We start from the raw sequence: 19127 nt of genomic DNA on the forward strand, positions 1-19127 counted from the left end.
AAGTTAAATTGTATTTAACTTTCTTAATTATAAAGGAGCAATAATATGGCAACTCTCGGAGAAAAAATTAAAGCATTACGAAAAGAAAAAAAACTTACACAAACAGCACTAGCAGGTTCCGAATTGACAAAAAGCATGCTTAGTCAAATTGAAAATGGAAAAGCTACACCTTCCATGAAAACATTACAATATATCGCTGAAAAACTTGGGTGCGAAACGAGTTTTTTACTAGAAGATGATGATGTAGAAATTGTAGAACTCATTCAACAAATGGATCAACTTATAAAGGCTAATAAATGTGATAAGGTGTATGAAACTTTACTTCCTATCGTTCAAAAGGAACTCCCTCTCACTTTAAATACTGCCCGATTATATAAACAATTTATTACTGGAGCAGCTATAATGAAAGATTACAGCATTGAGTCTTACGTTGAAAAAGCAACTTCTATTTTTGAAAAATATACTTTATACAGAGACAGTACTGAAACAAAATTAACATTTTCTTATACGTTATTCTCACGTAAAAAGTATGAGGAATGTTTGCAGCTTATTGCTCGTATTCGAGATGATTATGAAGCGAACCATTTAGAAATGGATCTTATTATACATATCAGATTGTGCTTAAAAGAAGCCATTATTTTACTCGCATGTGGCAAATATGAGGAATGTGAAAAAATCATATTAGAAGCATTAGCATTTTCAAAAAAACATCAAGTGTATTATAAAACAGATGAATTTTATCGCATATTATCTTATCAAAAAGTCATGACGGCTGATAAAGAACAGTATTTACATTACATTAAGAAATCTGAGCAATTCGCCATTTTTACAGAAGACACTTTATCCGTTGCAATCGTAGATATATTAAAAGCGTATTACTACAACACGATTACTAAAGAATATACAATTGCATTAGAACATGTAGAACAATTTCGAGAAAAACTAAAAGACGAACCAATTTTCCAAGAAGATGGGTTGTATTACCTCGAAACTGGAAAAGCTTTGTACGGATTAAAGAAATACGAGGAAGCTCTGGAAGCTTTTCAACGTGCTAAAATACCAGATTATATGATGCATCCACTTGATCAAGCATGGCTTACAACAGCAGGTGCATATCGTGCCCTTTGTTATGTAAAACTTAACGATAAGCAAAGAGCGCTTGAAGAAGCAATCGAAGCAGCTCAAAAAATACAACCTTATCCGGATTCCATCTTTTCATCATTTATTAAGGAAACATTACAAATAATACAAAAACTTTAAAAATGTCTAGAAATGGTATATTATTCCTCCTTTTTAGCAAAGATAATAATGATGGGAGGAATATAAATGAATATTCAACGTGCTAAAGAGCTTTCTGTGTCAGCGGAACATGCTAATGTCAGTTTTCAAGGCATGCCTGTTATGATTCAACACGTCGACGAAAGCAACGAAACCGCCCGCATATATGAAGTAAAAAATCCAGGTCGCGAATTAACTGTTCCAGTTAATAGCTTAGAGGAAATATAAGAAATGCCACTTCGATTTTGAAGTGGTATTTTTCTTACTTTAGATTACTTAATATAAATTCCTTCTACCCTCTGTTTTACAACACCTAAAAAATAAGAATCTTCTACTTCTTTTCTTTGTTTAACCTGCTAAAATACAAACTATGAATTAATTATTCGCACTATACATTAAGGGGGAAAGATAATGAAATCTGATTTAGAAAAAAACAAGCCCTATTATGCAGTTATATTCACTTCTAATCTATCGAATGATACAACAGACTATAATGCCGCTGCCGAAAAGATGGAGGATCTTGCGAAACAGCAAACTGGATTTTTAGGTGTCGAAAGCGCACGTGATAATTCGGGACTCGGAATTACTATTTCTTATTGGGATTCACTTGAAGCAATTGAAAATTGGAAAAAAAACGCCTTACATAAAGAAGCGAAAAAAAGAGGCCGTGAACAATGGTATGAAAACTTCCACCTGCGTATCTGCCTTGTTGAGAAAGAATATAAGTTTCATAGAGGTACCTTGTAACTTATGAAGAAAAAATTGGCTCTCGTTGTTGTTCATGAAATATACGGTGTGAATGATCATATGCAGCACGTTATAGACCACTTCACATCATCTAATACAGATGTATTCTGTCCTAACCTTCTACAACTACAAAATTCATTTCATTATAGTGATGAAGAAAAAGCATATCAATATTTTATGAATTATACTGGATTTGATTATGGGAAAGAACAAATTAATGAGGTAATTTCTACCCTTTCAAATGATTACACGCATATAGGACTTATCGGCTTTAGTGTTGGGGCTACCATCGCCTGGCTCTGTAGTAACAATCCAAAAATAGATTTTATCATCGGATGTTACGGTTCACGTATACGCGACTATTTACAAATAAAACCAACATGTGCTACCTTACTTATTTTCCCTGAAAAAGAAGTGAGTTTTTCAGTATCCTCCTTGATCAAAACATTACATCAACAAGACAATCCGTTATTAGGAATAAAACAACTACATGGCGAACATGGATTTTTAAATCCATCCGCAGTAACATATAACGAACAATCTACAACGCAAGTATACAAAATAATAGATTCGTTTCTTATGAAAATTATGTTGTAAAGGAGTTTCATATGCCACTAACATTACTATTGCTCATATTCATAATCATTCCCTTTATTTCAGCATTAGCTCTCATTTTTATGACAGTTAAAAAAGGAAATTTTTTAAACAGACCATACTTACAATCATTCATCGTATGTGCTCTATTTTTTGCGAATTGGATATTATATTTAACAAATTTTTATTCATTGCTACCTGAGAAAGTTAGTCGATTTATATTTCTACCTATCTGGTTTTTCCTTTGCGTTTTAGGCTTTATCGTTTTCTCACGCGAATGGAAAAACAATCGTGTTTTTTCCATCTCTATCGGTTTTCTTTCTTTTATTAGTTTTCTACTTGGATTATTGTTGTTAGTTCTTTCGGGAATGTGACTGTTGTAAAGAAGATAAAAACCTCTTTACAACAGTTTTTTTCGTTCCATGACTAAAGGAATTATTAAATATAAAGCATAAGCAATAACCATCCAAATGGTAAATGATATGATTTGCTGTGAGGATAATTGTGAAAGTATACTGGAAGAATTATACAAGATGTAAGAATCTAAAATTAATCCAATTGCTGTACCGCATATACCTAACTTAATAACTGCATATTTCGAGGAGTCTAGTTTTTCATATAACCACATCACAAAATAAATTGCTACTGCCGTTCCTAATTCTAGAAAGGTCATGTGTAGAAAAAATTTACTTGATGTGTACTCTTCTAAAACTGAAGAACCGAGGACAATAAAAAACGCTGAGGCAACAAACCAAATACCGACAGAAAACAAAATGGTAATCCATAATTTTTTATTCACTACCATTCCCTCCCTTTTGCAATCTCATAAATGTTTCTAAAAGCAAAGACAAATCGTCATATATTCTTTCTGTAGAAAAAGATTGATTGAATAAAGCTTGCAATGCCAATCCGTCAATTAATGCATTACATACAATGCTCCACGTTTCAGCTGAAATTTGAGACGTAATTGCACCTCCTACTTTTTTATCTAAAACTCTTTTTAATTCTTGATTTTCATAATGTAACAGTTCACCAATTTTATCTTTCATCGCATCATTTTGTAGTCCACTAGCTACTAATTGAAAAAACAAATGATGATACATTGAATCTTTCACACATCTACTTTTGGCCGATTGTAAAGCCTTTTCTAGCTGTACATCCCTTCCTATTTGTTCCCACGATGCTTTACAAAACGATTCAGTCACTTCAAGTAATAATTGATCCTTCGTTTTAAAATGATAATATACGGTTCCCTGTGTAACTTTAGCATTCTCTGCAACTGCCTTTAACGTTAATTTTTCCATCCCGTGCTCTGCAATAATTTCTTTTGCTGCTTCTAGCAACTTCTGTTTATTAACAACATTCGGTTTAGCCATTTATATCACCACCTTTTAAGTTAGTTGAATAACTAACTTAAATTATACAGAATAATCAGATAAAATAGAAGGAAGAAAAGCCAAACATCAACTTTTCTTCCTTCTATGTTTACCTTTAGATTTCACTGTCACTGACTCACAAGGTGTGTAGTAAATTTGAGGTGTCGCCTTATCCACAAACATCATAAACGTAATAAATCCGATAATAAAAAAAATAAACAACGTTAACAATATTGCTCCTATCGTTAAAAGTATCATAACACCACCCCTATATATTTCATGTTATTACACCTTTCGCTATTATATGAGCTGAATCCTTTTTAGAAAAATAAACGTAACAAAATAATCACAATGACTCCAGTTAATACTGTTCCTAATAAACTACGAGTATATATCGCAACAAGAAATGTTGGAATTGCGGCGATAAGATAATCCCATTGCATCGTCTCATGCATAAGTAATACTTGTGCTAAAAGTGCTGCTAATATCGCAATCGGTATGTAATTCAACCATTTCAAACCCCAGTCTGGAATTTGTAGTTTACTAAATACGAGTAGAGGTAATATACGGGGCACAAGCGTAACTGCTCCTGCTGCTAGTAAAAGTAATAATACTTCTAATCTCATTTCCATTTCTCAATCACCACCCCAATAGTCGCAGCTAACAGCGTTGCGATAATAACTGCTATACTATCTGGCATAAATAAGTGTGAAACATATGCGATAATAATCGCTATAATTGCAACACTTAGATGAATTGCCAGTTTCGGTTTACTACTTATTAGCTGAAGTACAAATAATCCGATAAACATCGCTGGTAATGCATAATCCATCCCGTACGTATGCGGATCTGGTATCCATTCACCAAAGAGCCCACCGATAACTGTAGCAAGAATCCAATTTAAATATGCTGTTACGTTTAGTCCTAGCATCCACCTTTCACCTAAATAACCTTTTTGTGCTGCATGCTGCACTGCAACGCCGAAAGTTTCATCTGTAATTTGCGAACCAATGATCAAGTTTTTAAATAGAGGAATTTTCGTGAAGTAGGGTGCGAGCGCTGCGCTCATTAAAAGGTGCCGTAGATTAACAAAAAATACGGTAAAAATGATTGCCGAAGCCGGAGCACCAGCTGCGTACATACCCGCTAAAATGAATTGGGCAGAACCTGCATAAATTAAAGTGGACATAAAGGCAATTTCTATAATGGAAAAACCCGCTGTTTTTGCAATAACACCAGCCGCTATACCAATGCTCAAATATCCAAATACAGTTGGTAAACAATCCTTTACACCTTGTTGAAATGTATCATCACTCTGCAATGTCATATGTGCCTGAGCTTTATTCACCTTTCTCTCCCCCCATTTCTTCCATACTACGTTTTCCTGTTACAACGTGAACTAAATCTATATTTTCTCGCCATAACGCATCTAACTTATCAGCTCCAAATTCCTTCGTAATCTCTTCCACCATAATGTCGTGCCGCACATACTCCGTAGCAACGAGAACTAAAGCTGGGTCGTACGTTGTAACGGCCCATGAAGTACTATCATTTGAGAAGTTAGCAATTAACACTTCTTCCCCATCACGTGCGATAACAGTTAAATGACCCCCCATTCTCTTTTCAACAACGTGAGGCGTCATATAATTATGATGAAATGTCGCTCCTATTTTTGTTTCTGGGGCACCAAATAAGATTGAAAATATATGTACTCCTTCCGCTTCCTTTATATGAATAAACGGTTCAATCTCATGCACTTGATCTTCCCATACAGAAATCCATAACTCTTCCTTTGCTCTACTAATTATATTGCATATTTCTTTTAAAACACGATCATTTGAGCGAATATGCGAAATTACATCAATTTGTCGCTCCTGCTCTAAACAATTTAATTTTTGGTCTAAAAATTCAAAGGACTTTTCAAAGTCTTTTCGCATTCGATACATTAATTCCGTAGCTGGTACTGGCACATATTTCACTGGTTCAGAAGGAACGATATGTACCGCTCCTTTATCCATCAACTTACCGAGTACCTCATAAATCATTGAACGGGGTACTCCTGTTTGTTTACTAACTTCATAACCTGTTACTGGATAATGTTTTAATAGACCAATATATGCTTTACATTCATATTGAGAAAAACCTAACTTTTGTAATTCTTTTATAATTTCATCCATCGGTAATCCCTCACAATCTAAATAACTCTCATTTCAAAACGATGCATTTTATATTAGTAGTTATTACTATACCTACCAATATAAAAAAGAAGACCTATAAAGTCAATTGATAATTCCGAATTTTAAAACAGAATAAAAAGCCTTCTTGTGAAAGGCTTTTTGTACATACTATTCCACTTATTTTAACTGCAAAGTATTTGATATGTTCCCCTCCAAATGCTCACGCAAGGTTGAACCTGTATACTCTTCTCTAAATACACCTGCTTTCACAAATAACGGAATAACTTCACTAAAGAATAGATCCAATGATTTCTGAGGCCCACCTGGAATTGCAATAAATCCATCTAATGCTCCTGCTTCAAATCTTTCCATAATTTGCTTAAAAACGTCTTGTGGTGTACCAATAGCGACCCAATGAGCAGAACCAACAACTTCTGGTCGTTCTAATATTTGCTCAACAGTTGGTTCATTTTTAATGATGAAATTCCGTAATAATTCGGCATGTGTTTTACTACGTACAGCTTGATTCCTACTTGGTAGCATACATTCAGTAACCTTACTTTCTAACGGAAGCCCTCTAACGTCTAACCCGAGAACCATTTCGAGTAAAGCGGACCTCTTCTCTTTTGTAAGATGTTGATGAGCTTGCCTATGCATTCCTAGTGCTTCCTCATATGAATCACCAATAAAGAAATATAAACCAGGCAATACACGTATATCATCTGACTGACGACCATGTTGCTCTGCTCTTCTTCTTAAATCTTGACGAAGTTCGATTCCTGATTCTACATCTGGCATTGCAGCGAAAATTGCATCAGCAACAGAAGCAGCGAAATTCCGCCCCGACTCTGAAGCACCCGCTTGAAATAATGGCATTTCTCCAGAAATGTGCTGAGGGACATTAAGCGGACCTTTCACCTCAAAATGCTCACCACGATGCTCAATTGGCTGTACCATCTCTCTAATTACATCTGCGTTATCTTCTTTCAAAACCTCATAAGGATGACTCCTCCAAAGTTTTCTTACTAACTCTGTACATTCTGCCGCTTTCGCGTATCGTTCCTCAGATGGTGGCATCCCTGCCTCACCAAAGTTTTCAGCACCGTCAATGGATGTGACAATGTTCCATCCTACTCGGCCATTGCTAATCCAATTTAAAGATTGTAGTTGCCTCGCTAGTATGTATGGTGAATAAAATGATGTTGAAGCTGTCGTAACAACTCCAATTTTTTCTGTTGCATAAGCAATAGCAGTAAATAATAATGTTGGATCTAAAATTACATTCCCCTTATTACGAGCAATTAAATCAGGGTGTGCCACTAAATAATCTGCTTTAAATACAAAATCTAACTTAGCCTTTTCTGCCCATTGTGCTAACTCTACTTGTTCATCGATTCCTGAATCAAACTTATTCTCTTGTTCTTTCTTTCTAGAAATTAAACATAATCCAATGCAAAGTTGCTTTTTATTAGACATAAATACACCTTCCCCTTAGTTTTTAATTCACCTAGTTAAACAAGTGATACGACCATCACAGCTTCCATTCTTATTAAACGCCATAAAATGATAATGATTATCAATATCATTTTATGGCGTTACTGAAATAAATGCAATAAAAAAAGACTCCCACTAACGGGAAGTCCTTTATCTCAATATTTCATTCGCTTCTTTTTCGTAAATTTTATCAAATGAAGTCATGATGCGCTGCGATGCTTGAATCATTTTTTGATTCGTCATAAGATCGGCCATTTCTTTCGTCATATCCACATTTGAATTTTCTAGCATGTGATTTTTTACTATTCCTGTTCCGTTCAGTAAATTAGCAATATTTCCTTCTGCTAGTGTAAAGCTTTTATTTTCACGTTGCACGAGACGAGCATTCGTTTCTGCATCTACTGTTTTTGTTTGCAACTGTGCAATTACAATTCTCTGAATATCTGGTTTTTGCAAAGTTCCCTCGTTAATTTCTCTATAAATTTCTCCATTATTAGATACGAAGAAATTCACATTTTCAGGAATACGAATACGTTCATTATTTACATCCATAACATATGCACCAGACGATGTTTGCAAATAACGATCACTATTTAATGTAAAACTACCATCTCTCGTTAAAAATGTTTCATCGTTTTTAAATGTAACGAAAAATGATGATGTGCCGGCTGCACCGTCATCTAAAAAGAAATCTGTAGGGCTATTTGTAATTTGTACATTCCCTTGTATTAAGTTCACATGCGTCGCAGCTGGTACTACAGCGTAATCGACCGAACCGATATTTGTCGTGGATCCATCTCCGCGGCGATATGTGTCTTGCACATCAAATACTTTAGAAGTCATATTTTCTGCTTTAAATCCTGTCGTTTGAGCATTTGCAACGTTATTCGAATGAACATTAATGCGCTGCATGTAATTCATCATACCCATAGAACCTATATAAAGACCGTTCATACTCGTTTGAATAAGGCAAGCACCTTATTCTTCACCTCTTTTCTACGATGTTTGTAACATTTGTTTTGCTAAATGTTCAGCTGTAGCGATATGGATATGTTGCTTCACGTCTTGTCCGTCTGTCATTAGTACAATGGGAGCTGATGATACAGCTGGAATTTTCAACAATTCACCACTGCTCGCTGTTTCATCAAATTTCGTAAACACGATACCATCTATATGAATATCTTTAAAGTTCGTAATAATTTCAATCATATCTTTACTTTTCATAGAAGCTGATAACGTTAAACAAATATAATCTGGCTCTACTTGTCCCATCGTCTCAATCATTTCTTCAATTGTCTCTGACGTACGATAATTTTTCCCGGCTGTATCTATTAATATATAATCGACGCGTGCTTCTTCTTTAAAATAAGTGAGTGCGCTTGTCATAGCTGCTTCATCTCGCACAGCAATTACTTCTGATCTAATTGTTTTTACGTAATCTTGTAATTGATGCACTGTTCCAATGCGAGAATGGTCTGTCGTAATAAAACCAACTGTTTTTCTCTTAGCGTGAAACTGCCATGCCATTTTCGCAAGTGTCGTCGTTTTTCCAACACCAGTTGGACCGATTAATGCAATCGTTTGTACTTCTTTTTCAAATACGTTTTCAGTATTAAAATGAGATCTCATATCTTCCAATATGTATTCGATGACTTCCTCTTCTGTAATCATCGTTGCATTCTCAAACTTCTTTTTTAATTTTTCAGCATATGCATGAATGAAATAATGTTCCACATCGTTTTGTTCTAGCATCCGAATTACTTTTTGAATAATAAACGGTACAGATTCTTGCTTTTCTTTTTTTACAGCTTTTTTCTTTTTCGTTACTTTCGTTTCTTCCGTCTGTTTCACAACGACGATTCCTTTTTCAAACAACTTTAATAGTTTCTCTTTCTTTCTCGTCCATCCTTCACTATTTCCTGTTTGCATTTCCGCATATGACATAGAAGTCGTCACGTTTTCTAAATTGTGCAAGACTGATTGAATTCCATTCGCCTTCACGATTTCTTCTGAAGGTTCATTTACAACATCCATTAATTGTTCATGAAATTGAGTTACGCCTTCGTTACTTTCTTCCTGTTTATCTTCAGGAAAAGCGACTAACATTTCATAATTCTTTTTCCAAAAAAACGGGATGTTTCGTTTTACACTTTCATCGACAACATAGTAATAATTTGTACTATATTGGTCAAATAACTTTCGATACAATTCATTTTTCGAGGCTGCTTTTATTCGCATTAACACTTCTTTTTTTTCTGTACTTTCCATTACTTCACCCCCTACTATTCAATATAAGCAATTTGATCTACAACAATTTCTGGTGCTAGTTCACTAATGCATAATACTTTAGCTTCTATTTGATAACGTTCAAGAAGTCTCACAATCGCAAATCTGAAATCTTTTCTGCGTGTTAATAATACTGGCTCTCTTCCCATTAAACGAGTTTGTTTGAAAATGCGCTGTGCTTGCTCTACTACTCGCGTTTCTAAATCTAAATCCCAGTTTAATAAATAACCTTGGTATGAATTATTCACAACATCTGCATCCAATTCAATTGAATCAGAGAAGAGCGCCGCATAGATTTTCCCATCAGGATTTTTCGCACTCTCACAAATAACTTTTGAAATACATTCACGAACAAATGCAGTGACACCATCAACATGGTTTTGATAAATTTCCTTCCCATCAATAATACCTTCGATAACGGTTGGTAAATCACGAATAGAAATACCTTCTTTTAGCAGTTGTTTAATAACATTTTGAACGAGTGATAAGTCAATTTCCTTCTTCTTAATCTCTTCTAATAAAACCCCGTTATCATTTTCAAGCGAGTTAATTAAGTCTTTTACATGTTGACGCTGAATTAACTCATGAAGATTACGTCGAACGACAACATCTAAATGCGTTATTAATACGCTAAGTGGCTCTAACACTTGATAGCCTTTCATTTGTGCATCTTGTACCATATGCTCTAAAATCCAATATCCATCTTCACCGAAAATCGGATCTTTCGCTGGTTCTGCATCTAAATCGGCCATTACATTCGGTGTTTTCAGTGCTAATAAGTAACCTGATTTTAAAACACCTTCAGCCGCCTTCGCACCTTTAATACGAATAATGTAACGTCCGCGCGGTCTAAAACTCGTATTATCTTTAAAGTTAATTCCAGGAACGTTAATACCGAGGTCGGTAATAATCGATTTCCGCATCAGAACAACTTTATCACGAGCTGTTTCCCCGTTTATCTTCTGCTTTACAAGTGCCGCTAAATCTAAACCAAGCTCTACGATAATTGGATATTTATCTGTAAACACGCCGAATGGATCTTCCACTTGTTGCAATTGCTCTTCATTGCCTTGAATCATTTCTAATTCTTTTTGAAGCTCGTCTTCTTTTTCTTTCTTTATTCGCTTTTTATTATGAACACCTAAGAAGATAATCGTGCCTCCAACGAGAGCGAATGGTAGAAATGGTAGCGGAGTAAAAATACCCATTGCGATAAATAAACCACCGAGCGCATATACAACAACTTCATGCGCTAATAACTCTTTAAAGATTCCTTCTGTTACTGTATCAGGTGAACCGTCAAATACTCGCGTTACGATGATACCTGTTGAAATTGCAAGCATTAACGAACCAATCTGGTTTACGATTCCGTCACCGACAGTTAACTGTGTATAATGAATGGCTGCTTCTCCAAAACTCATTCCTTGCTGCATCATACCGACAATTAAACCGAAAATAATGTTTACGAATAAAATGACAATTCCGAAAATAACGTCCCCTTTAATGAACTTTCCGGCACCATCCATCGCTCCGTAAAACTCTGTTTTCATATTTAATTTTTTTCGTTTTGCTTGTGCATCTTTCTCAGTAATAATGCGCTGATTCAAGTCAGCATCGATAGACATTTGTTTCCCTGGTAAAGAATCAAGCGTAAAACGAGCTGCTACTTCAGCTGTACGAGACGCACCGTTTGCAACAATAAACTGGAATATGATTAATACTGTAAAAATAACGATACCAATTAATAAGTTCCCGCCAATTACGAACTGGCCGAACTCTTCAATAACATGACCGGCATTTCCGTCTGTCAAAATCGCTCGCGTCGTCGAAACGTTAATTGATACGCGGAAAATCCCGATTAATAACAACATCGTCGGAAATGACTTTAATTCATCCCACTCGTTAATACTTGTTGCTCGCATATAAATAAGCACTGACATACTTAGTAAAAAAACGATAACGATATCAAGTATAAATGGTGGAAGTGGAATTAAGAGCGCCACTACGAATGACGCTGCTAAAAAGATAGAAAAATAGGTTCTTGCAGAGTCTATCTTAAACACAAGAGATCTCCTCCAACCGCGCTATTATACTTCAAGTTCATTCGTTTGAATTAAATAGCGCATAACTTCAATTACAGCTACATATAAATCTTCTGGAATCGCCATGTCTTCCTCGACTTGATAATATAAAGAACGAGCAAGCGGACGGTTTTCCACCATTGGTATTTCTTGTTCGCGGGCAAGCGTTCGTATATATAATGCGAGCTCATCTTCCCCTTTTGCAACGACAATTGGCGCCGCATCAACCTGTTTATTGTACCGAAGTACGACCGAAATATGAGTCGGATTGTTTACAATAAATGTTGCACCATCCATCTTCTTCGCAATTGTCCCTTGCAAGATCGCATGCATAAAGTTTTTTCGTTTCCCTTTTACTTGCGGGTCCCCTTCATTATCTTTATGCTCCCTTTTTACTTCTTCTTTTTTCATCTTAATATCTTGTTCGTACTCCCATTTTTGATAAATGAAATCAATAATAGAAAGAACGATTAAAATAATTAAAATGGCTAAAAAGATAAATTTAATTTGGCTAATAATTTCAGTTAGTGACGCTGTCCAGTTAAATCCAATCATACTAACAATCTTCTCTAAATTCTTGTTAAAGAGAACGTACGAAACGTAACCGATTAATCCCATATAAAACAGTGATTTCAAAATATCTACTAAACTTTTACGACTAAACAATCTCGTAAAATAGTTTTTCGGATTAATACGTGATGCTTTCGGCTTAAGTACTTTAGAAGAAAATAAGAAACCAACTTGGATCATATAATTGAATAAATGAAAAGCGTATACGAGTATTAATATAGGAGCCGATACTTTAAGAAGCAAAATGCCCATTAAATACAAATACTCCGTCACATCCGTATTTTTTCCAATTTGATCAAACAGCGCCGCTACGGAGTTCGTAATCTCAAACCCTAACCAATCTCCGAAAAAGTAAACGACAACTGCTAATACGAGAATGGAAAATAAATTATTTAAATCTTTACTCCGGGCAATATTCCCTTCTTCACGCGATTTCTTACGCTTCTGCGGGGTGGCCTTTTCTGTTTTATTATCCTTTGCCATACGCGTCCCCCTACTTTGTTAAGAAAAAGTTAAATAGTTTCGTATATTCCTCAAGCAATACATCTGTCATATTTTTAAACACATAACCGAGCATCGGTACACTCATCGCAATAAATAAAATACCACACGTAATTTTAATCACGTATGCATTCATAAAAACATTTAATTGTGGAGCGTTTTTTGCGATTAAAATAAGAACAAAATTAATAATGAATAAGCTGCCCATAAGCGGCAAAGCAATTTCGACCGCTGATGTAATCGCAAATAATAACGTTGCGATTAGACTATCTAAAAAACTAGTCGTCAACAATTTTGAAATCGCCTCTGTATATTGAAACGACTTTAAAATCGTGGCAACGAAATAGTTAATGCCGCCAAGTGAAATAAAAATAATGAGAAAAAATATATCAAAAATTGTTGATAGTAAAGTAGACTGCGATCCTGCATTCACATCAAACAAACTCGCCTGTGATAAACCGATATCAAAGTCCAAAATATGTCCTGGCATTTTCGGAATGTTCCACAGCATTTCTACAATTTTTGCAAGAGATACTCCAATTACAATTTGCGTTGCTGCATAAGCCGCGACGTCCCAAACTGTCTTTATGTGAGAGACATCAACTTGGTCGGCCACTGTAATCGAAAGACCAAGCCCAAATGTAACCTTTGCCATCGCCGGAATCGATCGTCCTGAGAAAAACGGTAAAAAATATAAAAATGAAGTAATGCGGCAAAACGCAAAAAACGTCGCCGCCCATAATTCCATATTCATTTCAGTTCACCTATCTTAGTAAGAACGCAATAGCGATGGGATTTTATCAAATAAATCTAAAATAAGTGTCGTTAACTCTTGAAACATCCACGGACCTAAAATGATAATAACGAGCACAATACTCGACATTTTCGGTAAAAACGTCAGCGTTTGCTCTTGAATTTGCATCATCGCCATAATGACCGCGATAATAATAACGACAATCATACTTACACCGGCAACCGGCATTAAAATCATAACCCCTTTATAAAAAAGGTTTGAAAAATATCTATAATTGGTGACGTATTCATTTATATGACTCCTATCACATAGCATCAAACGCTTCAGGCGACCGTTTTAAACATTATATCGACGATTTTTGTATATCCACCTAAATATACGAAAACGAGTATTTTAAACGGTAAACTTAAAATCATCGGCGGTACCATCATCATCCCGAGGTACATTAAAAGTGTACTAATAATTAAATCAATAAAAACAAACGCTAAATAAATGAACATCCCCGTTAATAATCCTTTTTGAATTTGCGTTAACGTAAAGGATGGTACGAGCGTAAATAATGAAAGATCTTTCAAATCTTTCGGCAACTCTTCACCGCGTACTTTCAGCATCATTTTTAAATCATGCTTATATGTATGCTTCGCCATATAAGCTTTCATAATCGGAGCTGTCGTCTCCGCAGCTTGACTTACTGTTATTTGTTCTTTCGTCATCGGATCCCACACATCACTCTTTAACTGACCTAACACCGGTTGCATCGTAAATAGTGATAAAAACAAAGCAAGTCCAACAAGCACTTGGTTTGGTGGTAAATTCATAACTCCAAGTCCTTGACGAGTAATCCTAAGAACGATCATAAAATAAGTAAAATGCGTAAATAAAAGAACGATAGAAGAAGATAATGATAGAAGGGGAACGAGTGCAAATAACTGTACACTTGAATTACTCGTAAACTCTTTTCCATTTTCGAAATTAATAAAACCGTTCGGGGCTGCATACGCTGGATTTACAAAAACAAATGAAAAAATAATAGGAAATGCGAAAATAACGGCAAATAACGATAACTTTTTCTTTATTTTCATGATGGATCCTCTACTTTTTTCGTTTCACTCTTCACCGCGTCTTCTAGTGCTTGTTGAAACTGATTTCCTGTCCCTGTTAATTGCACAGATTGCACACCGTTATTACTAATAATAGTGAACACTTGCTTCCCGTCCACTTCAAATAAAAAGGCGCTCGTTTGATGATTTAAATACACGCCGTCTTTCACTTGAATATGGCCATTTTCACCTTGCTTAAAAAACTGCTGTTTGCGCGTCTTTTTCGTCATATAATACGCACCGTAGCCGAGCGCACCAAACAGTAAAACGACTTGAAATAAGGTCGTCATATACGACATATGACTCCTCCTCTACTCTTTATCCTGCATTTGATTTTGCACCTTCATAAGCGCTGCATGTTTCTTGTCAGCTTCAATTTCAGAAATAATAATGCCGAACTTCTCATCCATTACTGTCGCTTCACCAATACCGACTTTCATGTCGCTTAAATATACATCTACTTTATGTCCTAAATTTTTCTCTACTTCAAGAACATCGCCAACTTTTAATTGCTTCACATCACCAAGCGTAATAGATGACTTCCCCAGTTTCACTCCAAGTTCAATCGAAATATCTGAAACGGTATCAATATGTGCCTTCCCCGCTTCATTTCGATCCCTTGCAAATTCTTCCAAACCCATTAGTGACACAGGAAATACTTCATGTTTCATATGGATCCTCCTACTCTATAAAACTTTTAAATAGGAGCGCCTTACGCGTTCCATCTTTCCCAATAAAACAATTAAATTTATGTTTTCCATCTACATAACCACGTAGTTGGTCTGTTACTTTCGTATGGAGCGGAATTATATCACCTTCTTCAATTTGCTCAATCTCGCCCATTGTCATCTTCTGCTCACCAATCGCAACGTGTACAGGCTTATACACTTGATTTACTTTCACTTCTACTTCAGATGTATACTTTTTACGCTTATCCGAAGAATTTTCGACAATATTTTCAGACGTTAACTTATCCATAATTTCTTCAACAGATAAGAATGGAATCCCGATACGAACTGTCGTATTCCAAAAATCTGTTTTCATATTTACGTTCAGTAATGAAATAATATCGCTCGCTGTTGTAATCTTCAACGCATTTGGGTCTGTCTCCGTCGTTACAAATTTCGGCTTTATCGCAACAACGCTTTCAAATGATTGTTGTAAATTTTTACAAAGAAGAGCAAATATATTATCAAGCGTTAAAAACTCAAACGCAGTTAACGGTCGACGCATCGTAAAATTACGCTTACTATCCCCGCCAAGCCAGCATTCATGAATATAAATAACGAACGCTAAATCAATTTCAATTACGATTTCTCCAAGCTCTGGAAGGCCGAGATCAATAACGCAATATAAATAGTAATCTTTCGGCATTTTCTCCACATACTCACTCGTAAACGGAACTTGCTCAACAGTCGACGGCTCTAGTTCAATCGGAATACGCATACGAGCTGAAAACGTCTGTGACGTCTGTTTTCCAAAAGTCGACGCAATCGCTTGCAAACTACGTAAATGCTCAACACCAAACTTCTCCGGTCTATTAAAATCGTACTCTTGAAATTTATCTTGTTTCCCTGCTTCTTGTGCGAAAGCTGGCATTTCCTCGCCTTCATTTACCGCCTTCAGCAGGGCATCAATTTGCTCTTGGCTTAATTTATCGCCACTCATGAAAATCCCCTTCCCTACCTTTTCAATTCAACAATTTCAACGTACATTTTTCCATTCTTCGTCAAAATCTTTCCGGTTCTAATATCTTCATTCTCAAGCATAATAAGCACCGTATTTTTCGTTGAATTTTCAAGACGATACAATGTACCTTTCGTAATATGAAGCAGATCTTCAATTTTCTTTTTCGTATTTCCAATTTCAAAATAAATCGTTAACGGAATATCATCTTGTAATTTCAAATCTAGCCAACTCCCATATCATGTTCACGAACATTTCATATTCTCTATTTATCCCGCTATTTGCGGGCAGTAAGACCCCTCCCCCAAAATTCAGCGAAAGCAAAGAAGTTAGGTGGGGGATCCACTGCCCATAAAAGCCCGATTGGTGAAGGCTAATAATCAGTGGTGGATGAACAAAACACTGATTAAAGTTTCACTTTATATAAATGAAATTTCTTATTTCGAAACGTCTATATTCAATATTTTCTTTATATATCCTTGCGTTTCTTTAAATGGTGGTACGCCTCCGTACTTTCTCACATTACCAGGACCAGCATTATAAGAAGCAAGTGCTAGTATGAGATCACCGTTATTTTTCTTTAAATAACCGCTTAACTCTTTCACACCACCGTCAATACTTTCAGCTGGTGAAAATGGATTTTTTATACCCATCTCTTTCACATTTGCTGGCATAAGCTGCATCAGCCCCATCGCTCCTGCATGTGACACCGTTTTCGGATTAAAATTAGACTCTACTTCAATCATTTTTTGAATTAACGTTTTCGGAATTCCATATGTACGACTAGCGCGATCAATAATATCCTCATACTTACCTTCATTTGAATAACGTATCTTTTGAATATTATACTTTTTCGTTAATCTCCACGTATCAGCAGACTCATTTTTCGTTTCTGAGAAACGTCGCTTAAACTCTTTTTGTGCGATTTGCACTTCATCCACTTTCTTCGTTTCAGCTTTCTCCGTCTCCTCAAGCTTACTCGTTTCCTCTGCTTTAATAGGCTCTATCGGCTTATTAACAACCGTTTCTATTTTCGTAGATTGTACCGACTGGTTCATAGCCTCTACTTTTTCCGCTTGTGGAGTAACCTTCGTCTCCTTCGCAGGTTCACTCTGCAATTGATCTTGAAAACGACTACTAACGAACGCCTGCGGACTACTTAACTTTTGCTGAATTAGTCCTTTTTTATACACAAGAACTTCTTTTACAATATTTCCAACTACCATAATATCACCTTTTCGATAAATAAAGATAATATAATATTAGAGTTTTTTTAAAAAATTTGCAATAATCCTTTGTAATAAAAAAACAACTAAATTGTTAAAATTTTATTTTTTTATATTTATTAATTCAAATTTTCAGTTGACACTTGATATAGCAGGACTTACAATGAATTTAAAATCGATTTTTTCGTATATTTGAATTTTTAAATTAGAAGAAAAATCAATATAAAAAATGGGGGTTCTTACCATGAGAATTAATACAAACATTAATAGCATGCGTACGCAAGAATACATGCGCCAAAACCAAGACAAAATGAACGTTTCTATGAATCGCTTATCAAGCGGTAAACGTATTAACAGTGCAGCTGACGATGCAGCAGGACTTGCTATCGCAACTCGTATGCGCGCAAAAGAAAACGGATTAGGTGTTGCATCTCATAATACACAAGACGGTATTTCTATGATTCGTACAGCTGATTCAGCAATGAACTCTGTATCAAACATCTTACTTCGTATGCGTGACCTAGCAGTTCAATCTGCCAACGGTACAAACACAAACGAAAACCGTGGTGCACTAGAAAAAGAATTTTCTGCATTAAGAGATCAAATTGATTACATTGCAACTAACACTCAATTTAACGGAAAAACATTATTAAATGGTGATAATGGATCTGTTAAAATTCATAGTTATGATGATGGACAAGCAGCAACTTCAGCTCCAGCATTAGCTGATGAGGGTACATCTGATGAAGGGGGTATTGAAACTCCAAAACCTGCTATTAACGGCACTATCGATATCACACTAGCAAATGTTACCAGCGCTAATTTAGAAGGTAATAGTAAGAAACTTAGCCAAATTTCTATCTCAGCAACAAACGCAGGCGCTGATGGAACAGCTGGTACTGAAGGTGATACTGCTGCTATCAATAATGCTAACGAAGCAATTAAAGCTATCGATGGCATGATCGCATCTATCGCAGGTAGCCGTGCTGATTTAGGTGCTACATTAAATCGTTTAGACTTTAACGTAGAAAGCTTAAATAACCAAGCTTCTAACATGGCATCTTCTGCTTCTCAAATTGAAGACGCTGACATGGCGAAAGAAATGTCTGAAATGACTAAGTTCAAAATCTTGAACGAAGCTGGTATTAGTATGCTTTCTCAAGCAAACCAAACTCCTCAAATGGTTTCTAAATTATTACAATAAACCATTTGAGTTAGTTTCATGAAAGAACCTCTCTATTTATAGAGAGGTTCTTT

The 19127-nt window shown here is 35.6% G+C and carries 24 protein-coding genes and 1 pseudogene; 6 read left to right on the forward strand and 19 right to left on the reverse strand.

Annotation, left to right across the window (positions count from 1 at the left end; all coding sequences use genetic code 11):
* The first annotated feature begins 45 nt into the window (after nucleotides 1-45).
* The 5 genes from JDS80_RS04735 to JDS80_RS04755 all read left to right on the forward strand — a co-directional run bounded on the left by JDS80_RS04735 (nucleotide 46) and on the right by JDS80_RS04755 (nucleotide 2993).
* On the forward strand, nucleotides 46-1260 hold the full coding sequence (locus tag JDS80_RS04735) for a helix-turn-helix domain-containing protein (protein WP_071745019.1): 1215 nt from the start codon (nucleotides 46-48) through the stop codon (nucleotides 1258-1260).
* A 66-nt stretch (nucleotides 1261-1326) separates the two neighbouring features.
* Nucleotides 1327-1506, forward strand: coding sequence for an H-type small acid-soluble spore protein (locus JDS80_RS04740; protein ID WP_001025738.1), 180 nt, complete (start codon nucleotides 1327-1329; stop codon nucleotides 1504-1506).
* A 183-nt stretch (nucleotides 1507-1689) separates the two neighbouring features.
* Nucleotides 1690-2025: an antibiotic biosynthesis monooxygenase family protein gene (locus JDS80_RS04745; RefSeq protein WP_199637254.1), complete on the forward strand. Its 336-nt coding sequence runs from the start codon at nucleotides 1690-1692 to the stop codon at nucleotides 2023-2025.
* Nucleotides 2026-2028: 3 nt separating this feature from the next.
* Entirely contained in the window at nucleotides 2029-2622 is a 594-nt protein-coding gene (locus tag JDS80_RS04750) for a dienelactone hydrolase family protein (protein WP_199637256.1), read from the forward strand.
* A gap of 11 nt (nucleotides 2623-2633) precedes the next feature.
* Complete coding sequence (locus tag JDS80_RS04755) at nucleotides 2634-2993, forward strand: DUF2768 family protein (RefSeq protein WP_071745016.1); 360 nt, start codon at nucleotides 2634-2636, stop codon at nucleotides 2991-2993.
* Nucleotides 2994-3019: 26 nt separating this feature from the next.
* Here JDS80_RS04755 and JDS80_RS04760 read toward each other — a convergent pair whose 3' ends face one another.
* The 19 genes and pseudogenes from JDS80_RS04760 to JDS80_RS04850 all read right to left on the reverse strand — a co-directional run bounded on the left by JDS80_RS04760 (nucleotide 3020) and on the right by JDS80_RS04850 (nucleotide 17870).
* Nucleotides 3020-3418 carry a DUF5367 family protein gene (locus JDS80_RS04760; protein ID WP_002149064.1) on the reverse strand — a complete coding sequence of 133 codons (399 nt, stop codon included), beginning with the start codon at nucleotides 3416-3418 and terminating at the stop codon, nucleotides 3020-3022.
* Nucleotides 3411-3995 carry a TetR/AcrR family transcriptional regulator gene (locus tag JDS80_RS04765; protein ID WP_071745015.1) on the reverse strand — a complete coding sequence of 195 codons (585 nt, stop codon included), beginning with the start codon at nucleotides 3993-3995 and terminating at the stop codon, nucleotides 3411-3413. Before JDS80_RS04765 ends, JDS80_RS04760 begins: the two co-directional genes overlap by 8 nt.
* Before the next feature lie 87 nt (nucleotides 3996-4082).
* A complete protein-coding gene (locus JDS80_RS04770; protein WP_016088508.1) occupies nucleotides 4083-4253 on the reverse strand; it encodes a DUF3951 domain-containing protein in 171 nt (56 codons plus the stop codon).
* Between the two features lie 62 nt (nucleotides 4254-4315).
* Nucleotides 4316-4627: an AzlD domain-containing protein gene (locus tag JDS80_RS04775; RefSeq protein ID WP_071745014.1), complete on the reverse strand. Its 312-nt coding sequence runs from the start codon at nucleotides 4625-4627 to the stop codon at nucleotides 4316-4318.
* Entirely contained in the window at nucleotides 4618-5322 is a 705-nt protein-coding gene (locus JDS80_RS04780; protein ID WP_206774492.1) for an AzlC family ABC transporter permease, read from the reverse strand. The genes JDS80_RS04775 and JDS80_RS04780 overlap by 10 nt, the downstream gene beginning before the upstream one ends.
* 13 nt (nucleotides 5323-5335) lie before the next feature.
* Nucleotides 5336-6172: a TrmB family transcriptional regulator gene (locus tag JDS80_RS04785; protein WP_199637258.1), complete on the reverse strand. Its 837-nt coding sequence runs from the start codon at nucleotides 6170-6172 to the stop codon at nucleotides 5336-5338.
* 177 nt (nucleotides 6173-6349) lie between these two features.
* On the reverse strand, nucleotides 6350-7648 hold the full coding sequence (locus JDS80_RS04790; protein ID WP_199637260.1) for an NtaA/DmoA family FMN-dependent monooxygenase: 1299 nt from the start codon (nucleotides 7646-7648) through the stop codon (nucleotides 6350-6352).
* Between the two features lie 168 nt (nucleotides 7649-7816).
* A complete protein-coding gene (locus JDS80_RS04795; protein ID WP_199637262.1) occupies nucleotides 7817-8620 on the reverse strand; it encodes a flagellar basal-body rod protein FlgG in 804 nt (267 codons plus the stop codon).
* 42 nt (nucleotides 8621-8662) lie between these two features.
* Entirely contained in the window at nucleotides 8663-9934 is a 1272-nt protein-coding gene (gene flhF, locus JDS80_RS04800; protein WP_199637264.1) for a flagellar biosynthesis GTPase FlhF, read from the reverse strand.
* Nucleotides 9935-9948: 14 nt separating this feature from the next.
* Nucleotides 9949-12015, reverse strand: a complete 2067-nt coding sequence (gene flhA / locus JDS80_RS04805) for a flagellar biosynthesis protein FlhA (protein WP_199637267.1) — start codon at nucleotides 12013-12015, stop codon at nucleotides 9949-9951.
* A gap of 24 nt (nucleotides 12016-12039) precedes the next feature.
* Nucleotides 12040-13086 (reverse strand): flagellar type III secretion system protein FlhB, encoded by a 1047-nt coding sequence (flhB, locus tag JDS80_RS04810; RefSeq protein ID WP_071745007.1) that lies wholly within the window; start codon nucleotides 13084-13086, stop codon nucleotides 12040-12042.
* A 10-nt stretch (nucleotides 13087-13096) separates the two neighbouring features.
* A complete protein-coding gene (locus JDS80_RS04815; protein ID WP_199637275.1) occupies nucleotides 13097-13858 on the reverse strand; it encodes a flagellar biosynthetic protein FliR in 762 nt (253 codons plus the stop codon).
* 15 nt (nucleotides 13859-13873) lie between these two features.
* Nucleotides 13874-14148: pseudogene (locus tag JDS80_RS04820) on the reverse strand (flagellar biosynthetic protein FliQ).
* 33 nt (nucleotides 14149-14181) lie between these two features.
* Complete coding sequence (locus JDS80_RS04825) at nucleotides 14182-14940, reverse strand: EscR/YscR/HrcR family type III secretion system export apparatus protein (protein WP_199637279.1); 759 nt, start codon at nucleotides 14938-14940, stop codon at nucleotides 14182-14184.
* Nucleotides 14937-15257, reverse strand: a complete 321-nt coding sequence (locus JDS80_RS04830; RefSeq protein ID WP_199637281.1) for a flagellar motor switch protein FliN — start codon at nucleotides 15255-15257, stop codon at nucleotides 14937-14939. Before JDS80_RS04830 ends, JDS80_RS04825 begins: the two co-directional genes overlap by 4 nt.
* 12 nt (nucleotides 15258-15269) lie before the next feature.
* On the reverse strand, nucleotides 15270-15629 hold the full coding sequence (fliN, locus tag JDS80_RS04835; protein ID WP_199637283.1) for a flagellar motor switch protein FliN: 360 nt from the start codon (nucleotides 15627-15629) through the stop codon (nucleotides 15270-15272).
* Between the two features lie 10 nt (nucleotides 15630-15639).
* Nucleotides 15640-16626, reverse strand: a complete 987-nt coding sequence (gene fliM, locus JDS80_RS04840; protein WP_071745003.1) for a flagellar motor switch protein FliM — start codon at nucleotides 16624-16626, stop codon at nucleotides 15640-15642.
* Nucleotides 16627-16640: 14 nt separating this feature from the next.
* A complete protein-coding gene (locus JDS80_RS04845) occupies nucleotides 16641-16865 on the reverse strand; it encodes a flagellar motor switch protein FliN (RefSeq protein ID WP_199637284.1) in 225 nt (74 codons plus the stop codon).
* Between the two features lie 216 nt (nucleotides 16866-17081).
* Nucleotides 17082-17870: a lytic transglycosylase domain-containing protein gene (locus tag JDS80_RS04850; RefSeq protein WP_199637286.1), complete on the reverse strand. Its 789-nt coding sequence runs from the start codon at nucleotides 17868-17870 to the stop codon at nucleotides 17082-17084.
* Nucleotides 17871-18114: 244 nt separating this feature from the next.
* Between JDS80_RS04850 and JDS80_RS04855 the strand changes: the two genes are divergently transcribed.
* Nucleotides 18115-19074 (forward strand): flagellin N-terminal helical domain-containing protein, encoded by a 960-nt coding sequence (locus JDS80_RS04855; protein ID WP_199637288.1) that lies wholly within the window; start codon nucleotides 18115-18117, stop codon nucleotides 19072-19074.
* Nucleotides 19075-19127: the final 53 nt, after the last annotated feature.

The sequence above is a fragment of the Bacillus cereus group sp. N8 genome, assembly GCF_016483685.1.
GTDB classification, from domain to species: domain Bacteria; phylum Bacillota; class Bacilli; order Bacillales; family Bacillaceae_G; genus Bacillus_A; species Bacillus_A proteolyticus.

Coding starts and splice junctions, on each gene's coding strand:
- JDS80_RS04735 (WP_071745019.1), top strand. CDS start 46: ATGGCAACTCTCGGAGAAAAAATTAAAGCATTACGAAAAGAAAAAAAA.
- JDS80_RS04740 (WP_001025738.1), top strand. CDS start 1,327: ATGAATATTCAACGTGCTAAAGAGCTTTCTGTGTCAGCGGAACATGCT.
- JDS80_RS04745 (WP_199637254.1), top strand. CDS start 1,690: ATGAAATCTGATTTAGAAAAAAACAAGCCCTATTATGCAGTTATATTC.
- JDS80_RS04750 (WP_199637256.1), top strand. CDS start 2,029: ATGAAGAAAAAATTGGCTCTCGTTGTTGTTCATGAAATATACGGTGTG.
- JDS80_RS04755 (WP_071745016.1), top strand. CDS start 2,634: ATGCCACTAACATTACTATTGCTCATATTCATAATCATTCCCTTTATT.
- JDS80_RS04765 (WP_071745015.1), bottom strand. CDS start 3,995: ATGGCTAAACCGAATGTTGTTAATAAACAGAAGTTGCTAGAAGCAGCA.
- JDS80_RS04770 (WP_016088508.1), bottom strand. CDS start 4,253: ATGATACTTTTAACGATAGGAGCAATATTGTTAACGTTGTTTATTTTT.
- JDS80_RS04775 (WP_071745014.1), bottom strand. CDS start 4,627: ATGGAAATGAGATTAGAAGTATTATTACTTTTACTAGCAGCAGGAGCA.
- JDS80_RS04780 (WP_206774492.1), bottom strand. CDS start 5,322: ATGACATTGCAGAGTGATGATACATTTCAACAAGGTGTAAAGGATTGT.
- JDS80_RS04785 (WP_199637258.1), bottom strand. CDS start 6,172: ATGGATGAAATTATAAAAGAATTACAAAAGTTAGGTTTTTCTCAATAT.
- JDS80_RS04790 (WP_199637260.1), bottom strand. CDS start 7,648: ATGTCTAATAAAAAGCAACTTTGCATTGGATTATGTTTAATTTCTAGA.
- JDS80_RS04795 (WP_199637262.1), bottom strand. CDS start 8,620: ATGAACGGTCTTTATATAGGTTCTATGGGTATGATGAATTACATGCAG.
- flhF (WP_199637264.1), bottom strand. CDS start 9,934: ATGGAAAGTACAGAAAAAAAAGAAGTGTTAATGCGAATAAAAGCAGCC.
- flhB (WP_071745007.1), bottom strand. CDS start 13,086: ATGGCAAAGGATAATAAAACAGAAAAGGCCACCCCGCAGAAGCGTAAG.
- JDS80_RS04815 (WP_199637275.1), bottom strand. CDS start 13,858: ATGAATATGGAATTATGGGCGGCGACGTTTTTTGCGTTTTGCCGCATT.
- JDS80_RS04825 (WP_199637279.1), bottom strand. CDS start 14,940: ATGAAAATAAAGAAAAAGTTATCGTTATTTGCCGTTATTTTCGCATTT.
- JDS80_RS04830 (WP_199637281.1), bottom strand. CDS start 15,257: ATGTCGTATATGACGACCTTATTTCAAGTCGTTTTACTGTTTGGTGCG.
- fliN (WP_199637283.1), bottom strand. CDS start 15,629: ATGAAACATGAAGTATTTCCTGTGTCACTAATGGGTTTGGAAGAATTT.
- fliM (WP_071745003.1), bottom strand. CDS start 16,626: ATGAGTGGCGATAAATTAAGCCAAGAGCAAATTGATGCCCTGCTGAAG.
- JDS80_RS04850 (WP_199637286.1), bottom strand. CDS start 17,870: ATGGTAGTTGGAAATATTGTAAAAGAAGTTCTTGTGTATAAAAAAGGA.
- JDS80_RS04855 (WP_199637288.1), top strand. CDS start 18,115: ATGAGAATTAATACAAACATTAATAGCATGCGTACGCAAGAATACATG.